Source organism: Sulfitobacter dubius (genome assembly GCF_027214245.1).
Taxonomy (GTDB): domain Bacteria; phylum Pseudomonadota; class Alphaproteobacteria; order Rhodobacterales; family Rhodobacteraceae; genus Sulfitobacter; species Sulfitobacter dubius_A.
This window is the reverse complement of record NZ_JAPWHM010000003.1, coordinates 157570-175919: the sequence shown is the minus strand read 5'-3', so window position 1 is coordinate 175919 and position 18350 is coordinate 157570. Positions and strand designations below refer to the sequence as shown.

The 18350-nt window shown below is 60.3% G+C and carries 19 protein-coding genes; 17 read left to right on the top strand and 2 right to left on the bottom strand.

Annotated features, from left to right (window positions below):
- Positions 1-25 precede the first annotated feature (25 nt).
- The 12 genes from O4H31_RS07900 (at position 26) to O4H31_RS07845 (ending at position 10994) form a co-directional block, all read left to right on the top strand.
- The gene (locus tag O4H31_RS07900) at positions 26-790 is read left to right on the top strand and encodes a hypothetical protein (protein WP_269344522.1); all 765 of its coding nucleotides are present in this window, start codon (positions 26-28) and stop codon (positions 788-790) included.
- On the top strand, positions 790-1194 hold the full coding sequence (locus tag O4H31_RS07895) for a hypothetical protein (protein ID WP_269344521.1): 405 nt from the start codon (positions 790-792) through the stop codon (positions 1192-1194). Before O4H31_RS07900 ends, O4H31_RS07895 begins: the two co-directional genes overlap by 1 nt.
- Positions 1195-1220: 26 nt before the next feature.
- Positions 1221-1442 carry a hypothetical protein gene (locus O4H31_RS07890; RefSeq protein ID WP_269344519.1) on the top strand — a complete coding sequence of 74 codons (222 nt, stop codon included), beginning with the start codon at positions 1221-1223 and terminating at the stop codon, positions 1440-1442.
- Positions 1443-2816: a hypothetical protein gene (locus O4H31_RS07885; protein WP_269344517.1), complete on the top strand. Its 1374-nt coding sequence runs from the start codon at positions 1443-1445 to the stop codon at positions 2814-2816.
- Complete coding sequence (locus O4H31_RS07880) at positions 2813-4144, top strand: glycine-rich domain-containing protein (RefSeq protein ID WP_269344515.1); 1332 nt, start codon at positions 2813-2815, stop codon at positions 4142-4144. The genes O4H31_RS07885 and O4H31_RS07880 overlap by 4 nt, the downstream gene beginning before the upstream one ends.
- 1 nt (position 4145) lies before the next feature.
- Positions 4146-4484 (top strand): hypothetical protein, encoded by a 339-nt coding sequence (locus O4H31_RS07875; protein ID WP_269344513.1) that lies wholly within the window; start codon positions 4146-4148, stop codon positions 4482-4484.
- Entirely contained in the window at positions 4481-6145 is a 1665-nt protein-coding gene (locus tag O4H31_RS07870; RefSeq protein WP_269344511.1) for a hypothetical protein, read from the top strand. Before O4H31_RS07875 ends, O4H31_RS07870 begins: the two co-directional genes overlap by 4 nt.
- Positions 6145-8709, top strand: a complete 2565-nt coding sequence (locus tag O4H31_RS07865) for a hypothetical protein (RefSeq protein ID WP_269344509.1) — start codon at positions 6145-6147, stop codon at positions 8707-8709. Before O4H31_RS07870 ends, O4H31_RS07865 begins: the two co-directional genes overlap by 1 nt.
- A gap of 55 nt (positions 8710-8764) precedes the next feature.
- Positions 8765-9232, top strand: coding sequence for an N-acetylmuramoyl-L-alanine amidase (locus tag O4H31_RS07860; protein WP_269344507.1), 468 nt, complete (start codon positions 8765-8767; stop codon positions 9230-9232).
- Complete coding sequence (locus tag O4H31_RS07855) at positions 9229-9687, top strand: hypothetical protein (RefSeq protein WP_269344505.1); 459 nt, start codon at positions 9229-9231, stop codon at positions 9685-9687. Before O4H31_RS07860 ends, O4H31_RS07855 begins: the two co-directional genes overlap by 4 nt.
- On the top strand, positions 9684-10070 hold the full coding sequence (locus O4H31_RS07850; protein WP_269344503.1) for a hypothetical protein: 387 nt from the start codon (positions 9684-9686) through the stop codon (positions 10068-10070). The genes O4H31_RS07855 and O4H31_RS07850 overlap by 4 nt, the downstream gene beginning before the upstream one ends.
- Positions 10071-10136: 66 nt before the next feature.
- Positions 10137-10994, top strand: coding sequence for a hypothetical protein (locus O4H31_RS07845; RefSeq protein WP_269344500.1), 858 nt, complete (start codon positions 10137-10139; stop codon positions 10992-10994).
- A 44-nt stretch (positions 10995-11038) separates the two neighbouring features.
- Here O4H31_RS07845 and O4H31_RS07840 read toward each other — a convergent pair whose 3' ends face one another.
- Positions 11039-11185 carry a hypothetical protein gene (locus tag O4H31_RS07840; RefSeq protein WP_269344498.1) on the bottom strand — a complete coding sequence of 49 codons (147 nt, stop codon included), beginning with the start codon at positions 11183-11185 and terminating at the stop codon, positions 11039-11041.
- Between O4H31_RS07840 and O4H31_RS19680 the strand changes: the two genes are divergently transcribed.
- From O4H31_RS19680 to O4H31_RS07825, 4 genes are all read left to right on the top strand, one after another.
- Positions 11138-11359 (top strand): hypothetical protein, encoded by a 222-nt coding sequence (locus O4H31_RS19680; RefSeq protein ID WP_419723595.1) that lies wholly within the window; start codon positions 11138-11140, stop codon positions 11357-11359. The genes O4H31_RS07840 and O4H31_RS19680 overlap by 48 nt on opposite strands.
- A 51-nt stretch (positions 11360-11410) precedes the next feature.
- Positions 11411-12676: a tyrosine-type recombinase/integrase gene (locus O4H31_RS07835; protein ID WP_269344496.1), complete on the top strand. Its 1266-nt coding sequence runs from the start codon at positions 11411-11413 to the stop codon at positions 12674-12676.
- A gap of 144 nt (positions 12677-12820) precedes the next feature.
- Positions 12821-13981, top strand: coding sequence for an RsmB/NOP family class I SAM-dependent RNA methyltransferase (locus tag O4H31_RS07830; protein WP_269344495.1), 1161 nt, complete (start codon positions 12821-12823; stop codon positions 13979-13981).
- Positions 13982-14156: 175 nt separating this feature from the next.
- Positions 14157-16391 (top strand): ATP-binding protein, encoded by a 2235-nt coding sequence (locus tag O4H31_RS07825; RefSeq protein ID WP_419723594.1) that lies wholly within the window; start codon positions 14157-14159, stop codon positions 16389-16391.
- 13 nt (positions 16392-16404) lie between these two features.
- Here the strand turns inward: O4H31_RS07825 and O4H31_RS07820 are convergent, their stop codons facing one another.
- A complete protein-coding gene (locus O4H31_RS07820) occupies positions 16405-16998 on the bottom strand; it encodes a gamma-glutamyl kinase (RefSeq protein ID WP_269344492.1) in 594 nt (197 codons plus the stop codon).
- A gap of 203 nt (positions 16999-17201) precedes the next feature.
- On the opposite strand from O4H31_RS07820, the gene recA reads away from it, so the two are divergent.
- A complete protein-coding gene (gene recA / locus O4H31_RS07815; protein WP_067627237.1) occupies positions 17202-18272 on the top strand; it encodes a recombinase RecA in 1071 nt (356 codons plus the stop codon).
- Positions 18273-18350: the final 78 nt, after the last annotated feature.

Below are 18350 nucleotides of genomic sequence, written 5' to 3'. Positions count from 1 at the left end.
AGATCGTCACTGAGGAAGCCGGGAAATGCGCAGCTCCGCCCCCAACGTCAAGAACATCCGAAACATGTCCGGGTGGGCCTACTTCCGCAAGTCGGGGGAAGCCAATTTCCGCAACCTTGGCCACCTCGAAAGCCTGTTCCGCAGCATCAATACGACCCGCGAAGCCATCTGGGTTTCCGGAAGTGGAACCCGCCTGAAGGGCGACGTCGAGACCACCGAGTCCGACGCGACGATCCGGTTCGTTCTGCGCGAAAGCTCGGCTCGGAACTGGGCGCTCGCCAATGCCGCGAAGGAAGAGGTCTACACGCAGGAAGCAGTCGCCGCCGAGATCCGGACCGCGGCTGATGTTTCCGAAGGCACGATGATCAACCTTGGGCTCCTGAATGTGACGAATGTCATCGTCACCGATGGCACCGACCCGCTCGAAGCTGGCATCCACTACGATGTCGACGCGTCCGCAGGCACGATCGAGTTCAAGAACGGCTCGTGGGCGCAGGTCGACGTCACGTTCGACGCTCCGGCCATCGTGTCGGCCGATGAGCGGCTCATGATGGCGATGATGTCCGAGCCTGATGGCATCACTGGCGAACTCTTGGTCGTCCAGAAGCAGAAGCGGGGCAACAAGCGCTACAAGCTCGAGAAGTGCCTGATCAACGTCACCCCGGACGGCGACCTGTCGATCGTCAAAGAGGACACGGGCCACATCACCCTGGCACTCTCCGGCGAGGTTCTGGCGAACCCTGAGACGCCCGATGCGCCGTTCGGTCGGTTCATCGAGATCGACGCGTAATGCACCTGACCCGGATCTCGGCGGCGTCCCCGCCTGACGTCCCGGTTGCTTCCGTCCCGTTCCGCGGGGCGGAGCTCGACATCTACCGATTTACGGTGCGCGACGCATTCGAGGTCATGAACAAGACCCCCGGGATCGTCGCGATCTGGATTGGCAGCGACGAAGACCGGATCGAACGCTTGATCCAGGAAATCGGACGCATCGGGCTGAGCACCTGTTTCTGCATCCTGCGCGCCGGTCTCCGGGCGACAGACGATCAGCTCGAGGAGGCGGAGTTCACTATCGACGAGTTCGTGGATGTCCTGCTGGCTATCCTGGATCACGGGGTGCCGGAGGAACCGCTGGGAAAGCTCCTCGGCGGGGCGGGGCTACTGAGCAGCCGCCTCGCCAAGCTCGCAAGGTAGGGGCGGTCGCAAAGCTCATCGACCGAATGATCGCCGCCGGACATGACCCCTACGCCCTGACGCTCCACCAGCTCCTTACCTTCAACGAGTCAGTCAGGGAGCGCCGGCAAGAGGATCGGGCGATTGCTGCCATAGACGCCCGTTTCGCCACGAAGGCTGACGGGGATGGCTTCGAAGAGCACATCCGGGAGCTGCTCGACCTGTCCGACCCAGACACCTTCGATTTCGACGACCTTGAGGAGGAATAAATGTCTCGCCGGAAGCCGCTTGTAGTCGCATTCAAGGCGTCGATTGACGGCGCGGTGCGGGGCGCCCGCGAGCTTTCCAAGAGCATCACCGGCGTCGGCGAGAGCGCTGCGAAGGCGGAAGAAGCCCAAGAACAAATGGGCAAGGGCGCGAAGTCCGCCGCCGATGAAGCAAAGGCCGCCATGCGGTCCCTCAATGTCAAGACGGAGGAAGCGGCCGATAAGCAGATCGCCGGTATCGAAAAGAACCGGGATGCCCTGAAGCGACTCCGCAAAGACCGGAAGATCAGCGCCGACGAGTATGTCCGCGGGATGAAGGCCGCCGAGGTCAAGATCACGCGGATCAACGACAGCATCGGACGCGACGCTCGTTCCACGACCAAGCAGATCATGGACGGCTACGCCGACCTCGGCCGCGGGATCGGCAGGGGTGTCGGCGCGGGTGCTACGGCCGCCGCTGGTGGTGGCGCCGCCGCTGCCGGCCTCGCAACGACTGCGGGTGGTGAGTTCATGGATCGCGCGATGCGCATCCGCCGAGCCTCGATCGTCTCGGGAGAAGACATCCAAACTATTCAACAGGTCGGCTACGCATTCGAGAGCGTCGGGCTCGATATCGAGAGTGCCGGCGACATGCTCAAGGACTTCAACGAGAAGCTCGGAGAAGGGGGTCAGGTGGGTGCGGGTGGCGTCGTGGACTTCATCGAGAAGATCGCACCAAAACTCGGCCTGGTGACAAAAGAGTCCGTGTCGGATGCCGAGGGTATCGCGGCCGCCGTCAAGAAGATCTTCGGCGACAAGCAGGGCATCGACGCGCTTCGTCTCTACGTCAAATACCTGGACGACGCGAACCTCAGCCAGAAGGAATACACCTCGTATCTCGAGGCGATGGTCTCGGATAGCACGGCCCTCCTGCCACTCCTTCGCGGTGGCGCGGACGAGCTGGACCGCCTGATGGCGAACGCGGAGAACTCCGGCAACCTCTTCGATCAGAAGGATCTCGACGACGCGGAAAAGCTCCGCGAAGCCACGGCGCAACTCCGTCTCGAGTGGCAGGGTCTTTGGCTCGACTTCGCCGGTGGCGGCCTGACGAGTGGTGCGAACTTCCTCACCGAGAACCTGGAGAACATCCGGCTCGGACTTCACGCGATCCAGTATTCCTTCGGACAGAAGGACAGCATGTATCACCCCCTGCTGCTCGAGAAGGCGGCGAAGACGGGTGCTGTATCGAGTGCGGCGTCCGCGCCGGTAAACATCACCATCGACGGCCAAACCTACAGCGACATCGGCAACAACCCTGACGCCGCCAAAGCCCTCCAGAACCACATGAACCAGAAAGCGTCGGTCCGTCCGACGTCGATGCCCAGGACATTCCGATGACCGTCAAATCCAAGCTGCGCATGTTCCGGAACAACGTCGAAATCCCGCTGCCTCCGGGCAGCTGGCGGTTCATCGACATGTCGATGGAGCCAATTTCGGAGGCCTACCAGGCCGAACGCGCGATCGACGGGACCCTGGTCGACCTCGGATACGACGGGTGGGATCTCTACCGGATTTCGATCTCTTGCTCCGACCAGAGTTCGCCGGCACTGGCGGGCATCTGGCCGGGCGCGGTGCTCACAATCTACGGCACCGAAGACCTGATCGAGCCGGGTCCCGCTGTGACGCTGACACGCGAGCCGGTGCCGGGCTCGATCCGTGCGTGTGCCGCGGACGGCCGTGTGATCGCCGAACCGGAGGGGCGGACGCTGAACGTCGCCGGGGCGGCCTATTTCCGGTATCGGCCGATCCTGTCGGTCATGGTCACCGGCTTCTCAACCTCGAGCCGGGAGCTGAAGGCCGATGTGCGCTGGTCGCTGTCGGCAGAGGAGGTCGATGCGTCGGTTGCGCCGCCGGTCGTCCCGACTGGTCCGGGGCTGCCGGATGAACTGGTAGATGCTCTGGGAGGCGAGGTCGAAGAGTTCGAAGATCAAAACGAGCGGAAGTGGCGTGTGCACCGGTTCGAAAGCTCTGCTTCGCTTCAGATCCTGGCCCCCGGGGAGGTCGAGTGTCTGGTGGTGGCAGGAGGCGGAGGCGGCGGCCATGGCGCCGCCGCCGGTGGAGGCGCAGGAGGCGTATTCCGCGCAAGCGTTCGGCTCGATATCGGGACATTTGCGGTCATCGTGGGGGCAGGGGGCCCTGGCGGATCGAGCGGATCGAGCAGCAATCAATCACCTCGTCACGGTAAACGAGGCTCTGCATCGAGCTTCGCGGGCATCGTTTGCAAGGGCGGGGGCGGCGGATGGGGTTTTGCCGATGACTGGTCCAACCAGCAAGTCGACGGCGGGTCAGGTGGCGGACAAGGCTGGCACAGCTATGCCGGTATCTCCGGCCGTGCAGGAAGCGGCGACGAATTCTATGGACACCGCGGCGGCAACGCAGGGAATTCCGGCGGCGGCGGAGGCGGGGGTGCGTCCACTGTAGGCGGCTCAGGATCGGGTGCATCTGGCGGCGACGGGCTCGATTTCGAATTCGCTTCAGCCCCGGTGTCCGTTGGTGGCGGCGGGAGCGGAAGTGGACATGCAATCGATAGCGGTGGAGGTTTGGGCGGCTACGGTGGTGGTGGAGCCATCAGCGAAAACGGCATCCTCAATACTGGAGGGGGCGGGGGTGCACAAAGCGGCAACGGCGGTTCAGGCCTCATTCTCATCAAATACAGGATCGCCTGACATGGCTCACTTCGCACAGATTAACGGACAGAACATTGTCGTGCGTGTGCTTCGCGTTCCCGACCAGGAAGAGGCTCGCGGAGAAGCGTTCTTGCGCGACGATCTTGGTCTCGGCGGCCGATGGTTGCAGACATCTTACTCGGGAAGCGTCCGTGCCCGTTTTGCTGGGCCGGGCATGGTCTACAGCGGGGAACTCGACCTCTTCCACGAGCCGCAACCCTATCCCTCCTGGACCCTTGATGCTGTCGGCGATTGGCAGCCTCCAGTGCCGCGACCGGAAGGAGAAAATTGGACCTGGGACGAAGACACCCAGACTTGGGTTGAGGAGCCTGCCGAATGAATATCGCCCCTTACATAGCCCTCGTCGGAGACGACGAAGTGTTCGATCCGATCGTCCATGCGCGCCGCGACCTCGTCGCGCTTGATCTGGAAATCCCCGGAGCAGACATGGAGCTGCCCCGAGTGAGTATGCGCGTGCGGAACCCACGCGTCCCGCTCTCGTCGCTGCCGGATCATCGCGTGCTGATCTCTGAAGCCGGACGCTTGCTCTTCGACGGCCGCCTCTCCAACGTTCCACGCGGCACCGTTGATCGCACGATCTATCTTGAAGCGATTGCGCGCCCCGTGGATCTCGACCAGCAGCTTGCCGAACTCGCCGAGAGCCTGAAGGTCGCCCCGTATTGGGACCCGCTGTTCGTTCCCGAAGGCGCCGAAGACGACTGGGCTGAGATCCTGGCCGCACGGACCGAAGTCCTCGCCTATTCCCGAACAGGCGGCGTCGCTTCTGTCGATGCCCTGTCCGGTGCTTCTACACTCGCCCTCAGCCCGCTCCCGTCCGCAGGCAGCGTCCGCTATGACCGTCAGCCCGTCGCCCCGGAGTTCGGCATCCACATCACGGCCCGCTGGCAGCAGATCGGACAGCAGACCTTCAGCAGGCATCCCGCGCTCGACGATGTGACGACGGCCAACTGGCGCGATCTCATCGAGAAGTTCCCGCGCCAGGGCAGCAAGATCGGGTCGGCGTTCACCGTAACGCGCGCTTCCGCTGCTCGCCGGGTCGAGTTCTTCGAGGAAGTCGAGACCAAGCATTCCCGCGTCGGCCAAGCCCCTGGCACAGAACTCGACCCGGCATTCGGCGGACACGAGACGCAACACCTGATCGTCGCCCCGCTCGACCTCGAGCTGGCCATCGAGCACGAATACCAGGTCAACCGCACCGAGACGTGCGAGTTCTCGTTCCCTGTCGAGCTGCAAGAGGGTGCCGCAGAAGGCGACGCAGAGATCGAGACCATCGCCCTGCGTGATATCGCCGAGCGCACCACGGCATCGTCCTGGCAGCCTGACACGGAATATGCCGCCGGCGACGAGGTCGTCGACGGGTCGAACGTCTACGCCGCCCGCGAAGACCAGTATTCCGGAGAGGCGCGCGACCCCGGCCGCTGGTCGCTCGTCGGCGAGGCATCCTACGTCTCAAGCCGTCGCATAAGCTCGTTCCTGCGCTCCAGCCGCGGAGCCGCCGCGCTCGATCATGCCGTCGAACGTATCCGGGCCCGTGCGCAGATCGCCTCTCGGTGCGTGACTGTCGATTTCGATGCGGCGATGCCGGACCCGTGGCTCGTCACCGAAGATTGCCAGGTCTCGATCGCGCACGCGCTCATCCCCGGCGGCTCGATCGCTGGCCGCCTCGTCGCCTACAGTCTACACTGGTCCGGCGGCCGGCGCTGGATGACTGGCACGATTGCGGCATGTGTCGGCACCAGTGCCGAAGACAGCCTCGAGATGATGGTCGAAGACGGTTCTCCGGTCAGCGTCCGCGGTCGGGTCTCAGTCGAGGTCGAGAACGACGGCGAAGCTCAGGCGCAGGCATTCCTCGCGGGCAATACTCCGTCGCCCACCCGCATCACGATCCGGACGACTCCGGCTCCGACCGGCGATTTTGAGCACGCCGTCGCCATCTCTACGTCCGGTTCAGTAGGGGTGCCCCAGGGAACAGTAATCTGATGCCATTCGAACGCAAAATCGCCAGCGCCGGTCTCGCAACAGAGGTAGGCGCGCGTCCGGACCCGGCTGTCGTCGGTAGCGGCGGGGAGCTTGTTGTCGAAGGGCAGTCCCTGGCCGTTTCCGAGCGCGGGCATGAAGACCATGGGCAGACCATCCACAGGTCGCTCGAACTCTCGACACGCTCTCTGACATCGCTTTACAGCACCAGCGGCGACATCGACCCTGGCTTGTTCTCAGCCTACGTCCTCCGCGCGGACGGACAGCTCGACATCAGCTTGGGCAAGCCGCCGGCGGTGCCCGCCGACCAGGTGCCGCCGCCCAATCTCGATGGCACGGAGAGAAAGCCAAGGACCCGCTTCTGGCACGTCTCCATGCTCGTCTTCTCGGCATCCGACAGCATCGTGAGCTGGCCGGGCGATGTGAAATGGTCTGGGGATGGCCAGCCTGCGAACCCGCGTCCGGCCGGCACCGCAGATCGCTTTGAACTGGAGTATGTTGAGCGCACCGGCGAGTGGTGGATCACGACCACGCACACCGCCGTCGCGTCCGAAGACCCGCAGGAGGAAGATCCCAACGCTACTGAGCCGCCCTCCGATGAGAATGCGCCCGAAGACGGCGCTCCCCCGCCGGAGGATAACCCGCCGGATCACACCTACACCGATCCGGAAACTGGCGAAGTGCTCGAACCCGTGCAGCCGCTGGCAATGGCGGGGAACCTCGTCGCTCTACACGCTGCATACTTGTCAGTCTCCGATGACTGCGGACGGACTTGGCGGGTTGTCCGTGGCATCCCGCAATACGCTGCCGACATCCATCTGAATAGGCAGCTGGGCGCGATCGCACGAGCCAATACCAAAGCGTATGTCTCGACCGACCTCGTAAATTGGACACCGCTCAAGCTGCGAGCTGAGCGCGATGTCAAAATCACGCCCGTCAACGGCGACTTCGAGGCTGGGGATCTGACGAACTGGAACGTCGTGAGCGACATGGCACCCGTCGTGCTTGATACCGTGCAGCCTCCTCAGCGCGGCGGCAGTTTCTATCTCTGCCGAGACGCCAATCTTGAAAATCTTACCCCATTCACGGTGTCTCGCAGGCTGAGTGTGCCAGCTGGCGAGATCTTCGTCTCGGCGGATGCTTTGGCCGAGATCGGCGGGGAGGCGAAGCTCACGATCAAAAAGGTAATCGCCGCTCCGACCCAGGAGGGGCGTTTCAATACGCTCGTGATGACCGGCTCGCTCACCAAAGTTGAACCTGGGAATTCTCGCCATTACGCAAAGCAGTTCCGCCATGCTGGCGGCTTTGATGTCGATGTGACCTGGGAGGTCGTCGGCGGTGATGTGACGCCATATTTTCACATTGGTAGCAACTACCCCAACGGCGGCTTTGATATTCGAGATACCGGGACCTCCACGAATAATCGAGAGGCCATTATGAAAGTAAAATTCACTAAGGATGGCCAGCCCGTTTCCGTATCCGGCGCTTTCGATATCGCATCTATTATCCAGCGGACGGCCAACTCAGATCAAGTTTGGGTCGGGAATGCTACGATCGAGCCAATCAAAGATGTTGAGATGGTGGCTCAGAAAATGAATGAGTTCACATACGGCGAGATCGCCCAAGTCTATGAGGGCAGGAGCAGTTCAGGGAAGGTCCGTGTCCGCTTTGCTGATGTCGATCATTTCTATCTGTCTCTTTCCGGCGCCAGCGGCGGCCGCGTCGCAGAAATGATCCCGGTCGCACCGAGATCTACCACTGAAACCATCGGCGATACCTCCAGTGCCATTGCCGCATCTAACGGATCGTGGCACCAGATCGACGCCAGCGTCTTTCTCGAAGAGCCCGGTGAAGTTGAGATTCAGCTTGATGGAGCTGGGAACGCATATTTCGACAATGTCTTCCTGATCCAGCGGCTCGAGAAAGACGAAACGGTTACCGCGATCGCATCCGATCGTGCGAATGATCGCTTTCTCATTGCCACTTCGGAGCGTCTACACACCTATTCAAAAGAAAAGAAGGAGTCCCTCGGGCCGCTTCCTTTTGCTGGTGTTTCTCTCATAGCAGCTGGCTCCGATGGCATCCTCATCTCCGATGGTGTGCAGGTTGCTCTCTCGACAGATGACGGCGAGACATTCGATATTCTGGCGCTTCCAGGACTCAGTGACCCGGAGGCGGTGATTGTTGATCTATTCGCGGCGTCCGGCTTGCATGCTCTCTATTCTGACGGGGAGATTGCGGCGGTCACTGATGAGGGCATGACTGTAATCGGGCAGCTGCCAGCGGGATCTCGTATGTCCTACTCTTCGCGCGTTCAGCGCTGGCTCGCTACGTCGCCGGCCGGTGATATGATGCGATCCGCAGACTTGGCCACATGGGAGCCGATCCCTGACATGCCGCAGTCAGTGGACGCGGGGCCTTGCCGGATTCTTGCAACTGACATCGGCCGCACGGTCGGCTGGTCATCCAATTCGAAAGACATTTTCTATACCGACGCACCGGCTGGGAAGTGGTCGGTGGGATACAGCTTGACGACGCCGATCAAGTCCGTCCGAGAGGTGCGCTGACAGCGCGAAAACAGGGCAGGGGACCGATATCTCTGGAAAGGGATGAGGTCTCCGCATGTCAACGAAAACGATCCGCCAGGGGCGCGCTGGCTATCCGGTGCGCGAGGTTGTTCTGCACACCTCGGCGACGCCTGGCACCTGGCATCGCGGAAAGACCGCCGATGAAATGCGCGACGAAATCCGGCGCTGGCATGTGGAAGGCCGGGGCTGGCGCGACATTGGCTATCACCGGGTTATTGCCCCGTCCGGTGAAATCGCCATCGGTCGCAGCCTCTGGGAAATCGGCGCGCATGTCATGGGCCGGAACCGCGGCACCATCGGCATCTGCCTGGTGCCCGTGCGCACGCACAACGGCATCGGGCAGTTCTCCGATTACTTCACCGCTGACCAGGAAAATGCCCTGAAAACCTACCTACGCGACCTGGCGGCGCTCACGCCGATCAGGCGCGTGAGCGGGCACAATGAATTCGCACGAAAGGAATGCCCTGGTTTCCGGGTTCGCACCGGAGATTGGATCGGATGAAAGAGACACTGCAAGCCGCTGCCGGCAAGGCAGCAGCCACAACCGCCGGTGACTTTTCCCGCGACTGGATCACCCCTCTGCTGGCCGGGCTCGGCGTCACCTTCTCAGGAGCAGAATGGATCGGCGGAGTTCTCCTGGCGATCACAGGCGGTATCATTGCTGCCCGTTTCGATACCGGCTTCGACACTCGCCATGAACGCCAAGCTTTTTGGCTGACGATCCTGGCAGCGTTCCTCGTGGCACATCTCGCCGGGCTGCTATCCCACGCCATCCGGCCCGAGTTGCCCCCGCAGATCGCCATGGTGGCAGGCGGATTTGGTTCCCGCTTCGTCATCCGGTTCTTGCTGCGTGGCCTTTACCGGTTCGAGAGCCGCGGCGACGAAGCGGCAGACCGGATCTTCGATCGGGCTTTTCCTGGCTCGGATTCCAGTGATGATGAAAAGAGCGCGAAATGACCCGCGCCCTGGCCATCCTTTTCTTGATCGGGAGCCTCAGCGGATGCTCGGCAACTGACATCGGCAAGGCTGCACTTGGCGCTGCTGTCGGAGGCGGCCCATCCGTCAACGCGAACGCACAGGTGGGAAAGACAAACAGCCAGACAGTGGGTTCGAGCCGTGTGATCGAGATGGCGGGCCCAGTTGCCCGGCCAGAGAATGTTGGGCAACTCAACCAGAACACGACCCAGGACGCGAGCGAAAGCCAGGTGAAAGCTGATCGTGTCGAGACTGTGGTCGTCAATCAGATCCCGATGTGGCTACTGGCTGGAATGGCTGGGGTCGTCGTTCTCTTCGGTGTCGTTGGATGGCTTTCCCCACAGCCTCGGTGGGTGCGCCGCTGATTTTTCGATTCCCACGATCATCCCTAATTCCCTTAAAACAACAGGGCGGGATGCAGAATGAGACCCTTGGATACAGGCATCGAAGAAGTCTCCCTGGCGATGGTGATAGCTGATCGGCATGCCAATCCCAGAGAAACAGAAGAACACAAGCAAGTCGATCCCGCTATTGGGCTTTTCCGACTGAAGCAAAAGCCGGACGTCAACATTGATCTCGATGACCGCTTTGACCTCCCAGGCCTCAACACGAAACGCGGCGCCTCGATCATGGGCACTGCCGCAGCTGATCCCGATCACGATCTACTCGATGAAATCAGGGCAGGCGAAGAAAGTTTGAATGCGGAATGGTCGGTCGTCGAGATCGACAACGAGCGACACTGCCGAAACAACCATCCTGAACGCCAATACACATCACTGAACTTTGCGGGTTTGGGCAACCATACAGACTTCCTGGCCCGGCTCGGCCGCCAACACCATTCAATGCGGAAGCTGCTCAACGTCGGCACGGTCCGGAAGATCTACGAGCGGAAGAGCTATGTGGTGGGCGAATTCTTGCAGCCCATCCTCATCGGCGGCGTCTGCTTCCGTCACTACCATCCAGGCAAGACCCGGCTTGCCGCGCCGATCGATCGACACTTCGCTTTGAATGGGATGAGTTCAGTTTCGGCCCACGGCCACGAAGAGATGGTGCGACACTACTACCGAGCCGACGGACTGCGCCAAACCTGCATGATGGTGCCGTGTTCGAAGCACCCGAAACGTCTGGGGCAGGGTGAGGTTAGCGGCGTGACCCTCATGCGCAACATCCGAGGCGGACAATTCCGCTACGAGTTCGTCGGCATGGAAGAGGTTCTTCAGGAATACCGCGATCATCTGATGAGCCAGCGCCGCAAATCGGACGCAAGCCTTCAGGCCATCGTCGGATGACCCGCCCGCGCGCGTGGCACCGATCTTGAGATCGGGAAAAGATATCACGCTTTCGTGATCGAAATTCGCGACTCCTGAAAATTCATCGGTCCGAACTCCTGTTCATGAATAATGTCATGACCGAAGCCGAAGCCGCACAATACCTGCGGATCAGCACGAAGACGCTTCAGCGTCGGCGTCGTGACGGTCAAATTGCTTTCATCCGGGAGTGCGGCATTCGATACCTCGGATCAGATCTTGATGCTTACCTCGATGCCAGGCGGACGGCAGCGACAACTCCACCCCCTCCGGCGCCGCCACCGAAGTATCTCCCGCTCAGTCGCCGTGCCCAAGAGCATCAAGACGCACTGCTTGACATCATCTGATGCAAACAGCAAAGGCTATCGTGAAGGAAATTCACGCAAAGCTGATGCTACATGAAGACAATTGAAAAGATCGGCCGGTTCACCATCGCAGAGAACCGAAAATCACTCTATCTCCGGTGGTGGAATCCGCACGCTAAGAAAACCGAATCTGAGAAGCTTGGCGGGAGGACTCTTGAGGAAGCGAGGAGGATCGCAAAGGAGCGCATCCGGGTCGTCGCAGATCCTTCAGAAACAATCAGACCAGATAGCAACGGCGATCCTACTTTCGGAGAGGTGTGGCTCGCCTTTGAACAAGAGAAGCGTGAGACCCTGGGGGCGCAGCGCTTCCGACTTCTGGAGAACCGCCGCGAACTCTACTATCGCCCGCATCTCTGGCCGGTCCGTATGTCGCGCATGGGGCCCGCCCTGCGAAGTCTCGTGAAGGCACTTCGGGATGGCACAACCGCGCCACGTAAATACTCAGGAAAGAAGGGGGTGCCCTATACGCCCAAGCCCCTTCACCCCAACACCATCAATGATATCATCTCCAGCGCGATTGAGGTCTGCGCATTGGCCAAGAACGATGGCGTTACCTCGCACAATCCGCCTCGCAAGCCAAATATCGCCGGCACCACTGCGCCGACCGATCGAGATCCCAAGGGGCGCTACGTGAGCTTCGAAGAGATCGGGCAGCTCATTGAAGCCTGCCGCCGTCCGCACATCTTGGATCTGCTCCTTCTTGATCTGGGGTGTGGCGGAAGAATCGGCGCAGTTGTCGACATGCGCGGAGAGTATGTATTCTCCGACCTTGGCGTGATCGATCTTCTTGGCGGCGGCATCGAGACCAACAAGCGAAAGCCCATTGTCCCAATCACCGGTCCGATGGGGCGCATACTCGCTCGACTAATCGCGGAATACGGGGAGGACTATCTGATCCGGTCAGGACACTCACCGCTCGCACTCGGCTCGAGAAATTGGACACAGATGATCCAGCGTTTGGTCACCCGCGCGGGCATCGACGAGGATCTCAAGCCCGGCTCCACGCCAGCGAACTGGTATTCAATCCGGAGGACATTCGCAGATTGGCTTGACGAGCGCGTTAGCGACGCCGCCATCTCCGCAGTCATGGGCCACTTTGATATCTCGAAACGGACCAGGAGCCAACTTTTCGAAGCTGGCAGCCCGATGACAGACATCTATAAGCGCCGTAAGCTTGGTCCCGTCCTTGAGGTTGCGGATGTTCTCGAACGCGAATGGTGGCCTTCCATTCAGCCATATACGAGTGTAGATCTGCGGAGTGAACGCGATCGACTGAAGCCAGCTGATGCAGGGGAGTGAAATTTGTGTTTCAAATCAACAAGCATCAGTCAACGGTGATCTACGTGCATGACGTTCAGATCACCCGCGAAAGCCCGAACTACCGTATCGGTTAACCCATAAAAGAAACGGCTTAAAAGCCGTTCTGTACCTAAGGAAGATGCCATGACCCCGGGCGCGCGCGTATCGGCTGCGATAGAAGTTTTGGATGCGATCGCCGGGGGGCTGGCCGCCGAACAGGCGCTGACCCGTTGGGCGCGGCAAAGCCGTTTTGCAGGCTCCAAAGACCGGGCCGCCGTGAGGGACCATGTCTTTGACGTGCTGCGCCAAAAACGGACGGCGGCCCATTACGGCAGGGGGGATACGGGCCGTGCTCTGATGATCGGTGTGCTGCACGGGCAAGGGGCTGATCTTAGGGCGCTGTTCACGGGTGAGGGGCACGCGCCCATGCCGTTGAGCGACGCGGAACATGCTTTCCCACAGCCGCCCGAAGACCGCGCCACAAGGTTGAACCTGCCCGATTGGCTGCTGCCTTTGTTTGACGCTGCGCTTGGAGAAAAGGCGGATGCCGCAGCCATGGCGCTTCAGGAACGCGGGCCGATCTGTCTGCGGGTCAATACGGCGCGGATCGCGGTGCCTGCCGCGCAGGAACTGCTGGCGGAGGAGGGCGTTCAAACCCGAGCCAACCCGCTTGCCGATGCCGCGCTAACCGTAATTGAGGGGCAGCGCCGGATCCGAAATTCCTCAGCCTTTGCAGATGGCTACGTGGAATTGCAGGACGCGGCGAGCCAAGCAGTCGTGGCCGCCCTGCCGCTGGGGGGGCGGGTGCTGGACTACTGCGCCGGGGGCGGTGGCAAGGCCTTGGCTCTGGCCATGGACCCCACGCGCGAGATCACGGCCCATGACATCGACCCGCGTCGGATGAGCGATCTTCCCCCCCGCGCCGCGCGCGCGGGTGTTGAGATTTCCCTGGCCGATACCGAAAAAGCCGAAGCTGGCGCGCCCTATGACCTCGTTCTCTGCGACGCGCCCTGTTCGGGGTCTGGCGCATGGCGCCGCGCGGCAGAGGGGAAGTGGACCCTGACCCCCGACCGGCTGGCTGAACTGACTGCCATTCAAGACCAAATTCTTGATACCGCAGCGGCACTTACGCAACCTAACGGCGTTTTGGCCTATGCCACATGCTCGCTTTTCCGAGAGGAAAATGAGGCGCGGGTTGAGGCATTCTTGGCCCGTCACCCGGGCTGGAAAATCGCCCGGATGGACCGTTATGACGTGACCTCTGAGGGCGACGGCTTTTTCTCAGCACAGTTGACGCGCGAGTAATTTCCCCCATAATCAACCAATGCGTGCAAGTGTTCTAGGGTTAAATCCTGCTTAACCTCTCTCGCACGTAATAGTCCTATGATTCGGTTGTTAGGGGAATTGCGTGCAGCAGGGCGTCGGGCATTCAGGGATTGGCGGGCAGGCCAGGCTCACGCGGCTATGGCTGCTTGGTGCGATGGCCGTGGCCATCGGTGCGCTCGCGCAGCGCAGCGCCGAGGCGTCGTTGAAGCTTGGGCTTACCGCAGCGGCTGTCACGCTCGGCTTGATTTCAATCGGTTACATGGCCCTCCGCCTGCGGGCGCGGATGCTGAACCAAGCCAGCACCGACGGGGTCGCCGATTTCATTGCAAAAGACGGTACGCCCAGCTTTATCGCGTCGATCGACCGGCAAGTTATTTACCTCAATGAAGCGGCTCAGAAGCAGTTTGGCGACGGTAGCGGAGAGACCCTCGCGCAGGCCCTGCGAACGCATTTCTCCAACCCCGTGGGTCTTCTCTACCGACTGCAGTCCCGTGCCACGGCAAGCGGCAACGCACGGGAAGAAGTGATCACCCGCGTCGGCCCGGTGCGCATATCCGTACACCATGTGTCGGCTGACCGCTTGCTTTGGCGGATCGAACCGGCACCAGCCCGCGCGGGACCCCGTGCCACCCAAGATAGCATGGCCTTGCCGATGGTCATGGTGAGTCGGGGCGGGACAATCCTTTTCATGAACGAGGCGGCGCGTTTGTTCGTCGGGGACCGCGTGAAGTCCTTGGACCGATTGTTCAACGCCCTGCCACTGACATCGGGAACCGTGGCAGAAATATCCACCGCACAGGGCAACCGTCAGGTATTGGTGGCCGAAGTCGACGCCGGTGCCAACCGCCGTGCACTCTACCTCTTGCCCCCGCCCGATGGGGGTGTCTCAGCCAGTGAATTGGGATGGGAAACTTTTCAAGACCTCCCCGTACCGATGATCAAGCTGGGGCCAGATGGGACCGTATTGGCGTTCAACCGAATGGCGGCCAAACTGCTCGGCGTCTCCCTGCGACGCGGCGCGCATCTTTCACAGCTAATGGAGGGGCTGGGCCGTTCTATCTCAGACTGGTTGAATGACAGTCTCGCAGGGCGATTGGTACAGAAATCCGAATTTCTCAGGCTGACCCGCACGGATCAGGAGATTTTCGTTCAGGTCTCGCTGAACCGGATATCCGAAGGCGGAGAGGCCGCCCTGATCGCGGTGCTACAAGACGCGACCGAACTGAAATCGCTAGAGGCGCAATTCGTGCAGAGCCAGAAAATGCAGGCCATTGGTCAGCTGGCTGGCGGTGTGGCGCATGATTTCAACAACCTTCTGACCGCAATTTCCGGCCATTGCGACCTCCTCTTGCTGCGCCATGACCAAGGCGATCCGGATTTCAGCGATTTGGTTCAAATCAACCAGAACGCCAATCGGGCAGCCGCACTGGTGGGGCAGCTCCTCGCCTTCTCCCGCAAACAAACCCTCCGGCCCGAAACGCTGGACATGCGCGATACCTTGGCCGACCTTACCCATTTGCTGAACCGTCTGGTGGGCGAGAAGGTAACGCTAACCTTAAGCCATGACCCGGTCCTTGCGCCGATCCGTGCGGATAAACGCCAGTTGGAACAGGTGTTAATGAACCTCGTCGTCAACGCCCGCGATGCGATGCCCGCCGGGGGTGAAATTCGCATCCTGACGGAGGTGACAACACTCGACCAACCACTCGAGCGGGACCGGGTCAGCGTTCCCGCCGGGCGCTATGTCACAGTGCAGGTCCACGACGATGGCACCGGCATCCCGAAAGACAAGCTGCAAAAAGTGTTCGAGCCGTTTTTCACTACCAAACGCACCGGCGAGGGGACCGGCCTTGGCCTCTCGACCGCCTATGGGATCGTCAAACAGACGGGCGGTTTTATCTTTATCGACAGTGAGTTGGGGCGTGGAACCTGTTTTACTCTGTACTTTCCGGTCCTTGAGGGGCAGCCGCATACGGTTTCTCGGAAGACCGCCTCGCAGCCCGATCAGGGCCCGGTGCAACGATCCGATGGGGTAATCCTGTTGGTCGAAGATGAAGCGCCGGTGCGGGCATTTGCCTCCCGTGCCCTACGCCTGCGCGGCTACACGGTGCTTGAAGCGGAATCCGCCGAAGCGGCACTGAAGATGCTCGAAGATCAAGAACTAGATATCGACGTCTTTGTAACGGATGTCGTCATGCCCGGCATGGACGGGCCAAGCTGGGTGCGCCAAGCTTTGAAACAACGACCGGACGTGCGGGTCGTTTTCGTTTCTGGCTATGCAGAGGACAATTTCGGGCAGGAACAGTCGAAAATTCCCAACTCGGTTTTTTTGCCCAAACCCTTCTCCCTGACCGATCTGACCAATACGGTACATAACCAGTTACACTAAGCTGAGGGCAGGGCTAAGGGATCGACTCGTAAAGCTCAAATTCCGCCGCGAATTTCCGGCGAAAGCGTTTTTCGACGTTTGGAGAAAGCGCCAATTCCATCTTGGGCGATACATTTTCTTGCCCCAAGGACAGAGACACGTCGAGCCGCTCTTCCAAAAAACTACGCAGCCGGGCCTGATCTTCATAGCGGAAGTGGTGGGTGATGCCGGTGCCGTTCGGTTGGGTCTCCATAAACTTCAACTGGCTTCCAACATCGGCAAAACCCGGCTTGTCGCCTTTCATATAGGCGAGCACAAATTCGTCAAAAGTAACCCCAAAGGTGTTGTTGGGCTTACCCTCCATGAAAGGGCGCTGCCGATAGCGGTACCAACTGCCCAGCCAAGAAATCGGCTCACGCATGACGGCCATAAGTTCAAGCTCGGCGTCGCAGACCTTAAGGAACATCGGCCGAACAAATCGATTATACCGATAGACGGGCGCGTGTTTCAGCATAGGGGGATCGGAGATTACCATGTCTGCGCGGGGCGCGAGCGCCTTTTCATAGGCGGTGGTTCCGGTTTTGGGCACTGACAGGAAGGCCAGCCGTTCTTTGAAAAAAACAATCACTCGCGTCTTATCCCAAGCTGCACATGGTCACATCTATGTCGGGTAAACCATTTCTTTACCATTCCCGAGAAAACTTAAAGGACAAACAAAATCATTGAAATGTTCTTCATTTACCCTCATATGGAACATTAGAAGAACATAAGCGACACAGCGTGCAGGCGATTGCCGCCGGTGCGCCACTGTGACACTAAGGGATGAACCTAATGGCAACGGCAGATCTTTTGACAATGGACAGCAAGAAAACCGCAGAAAAGCAAAAGGCGCTCGACAGCGCGCTGGCCCAGATCGAACGTCAGTTCGGCAAAGGGTCGATCATGAAGCTGGGCGCCGAAGGGGCGATCCAGGACATCAAAGCCAGCTCCACAGGCTCGCTGGGCCTTGATATTGCGCTTGGCATTGGCGGTCTGCCGATGGGGCGTATCATTGAAATTTATGGCCCGGAATCCTCGGGTAAGACAACTTTGACCCTGCACTGCGTCGCGGAGCAGCAGAAAGCTGGCGGCGTCTGCGCCTTTGTCGATGCGGAACACGCGCTTGATCCGCAGTATGCGAAAAAGCTTGGCGTGGACATTGACGAGCTGCTTATTTCGCAGCCCGACACGGGCGAACAAGCCTTAGAAATCACCGACACTCTTGTGCGCTCGGGCGCGGTCAACATGGTTATCGTCGATTCAGTCGCGGCTCTGACGCCGAAGTCCGAGCTTGAAGGTGAGATGGGCGACAGCAGCGTCGGTGTTCAGGCCCGTTTGATGTCTCAAGCCATGCGTAAGCTGACGGGCTCGATCAGCCGGTCGAACTGTATGGTCATTTTCATTAACCAAATTCGGATGAAGATCGGCGTCATGTTCGGGTCACCCGAGACGACAACGGGCGGTAACGCGCTGAAATTCTACTCCTCTGTCCGGCTCGACATCCGCCGCATCGGCGCGCTGAAAGACCGTGATGAGGTTGTCGGCAACGCGACAAAGGTCAAGATCGTCAAAAACAAAGTCGCGCCGCCGTTTAAGCAGGTCGAGTTCGACATCATGTATGGCGAAGGCATCTCCAAGATGGGCGAGTTGCTTGATCTTGGCGTAAAAGCTGGCGTGGTCGATAAATCAGGCTCATGGTTCAGCTATGGGGATGAGCGGATCGGGCAAGGGCGCGAGAACGCGAAAACCTTCCTAAAGCAAAACACGGCCATGGCGTCGGAGATTGAGGATAAGATCCGCGCAGCCCATGGATTGGACTTCGAAGGGTCCGGCGGCGATGACGCGGATATTCTCGAAGCGTAAATGCGCTTTGGGAATTAAGACACTGCAACAGGGGTGTGGCCATGGGCTGCGCCCCTTTTTCGTGGGTAGGAACGGTGG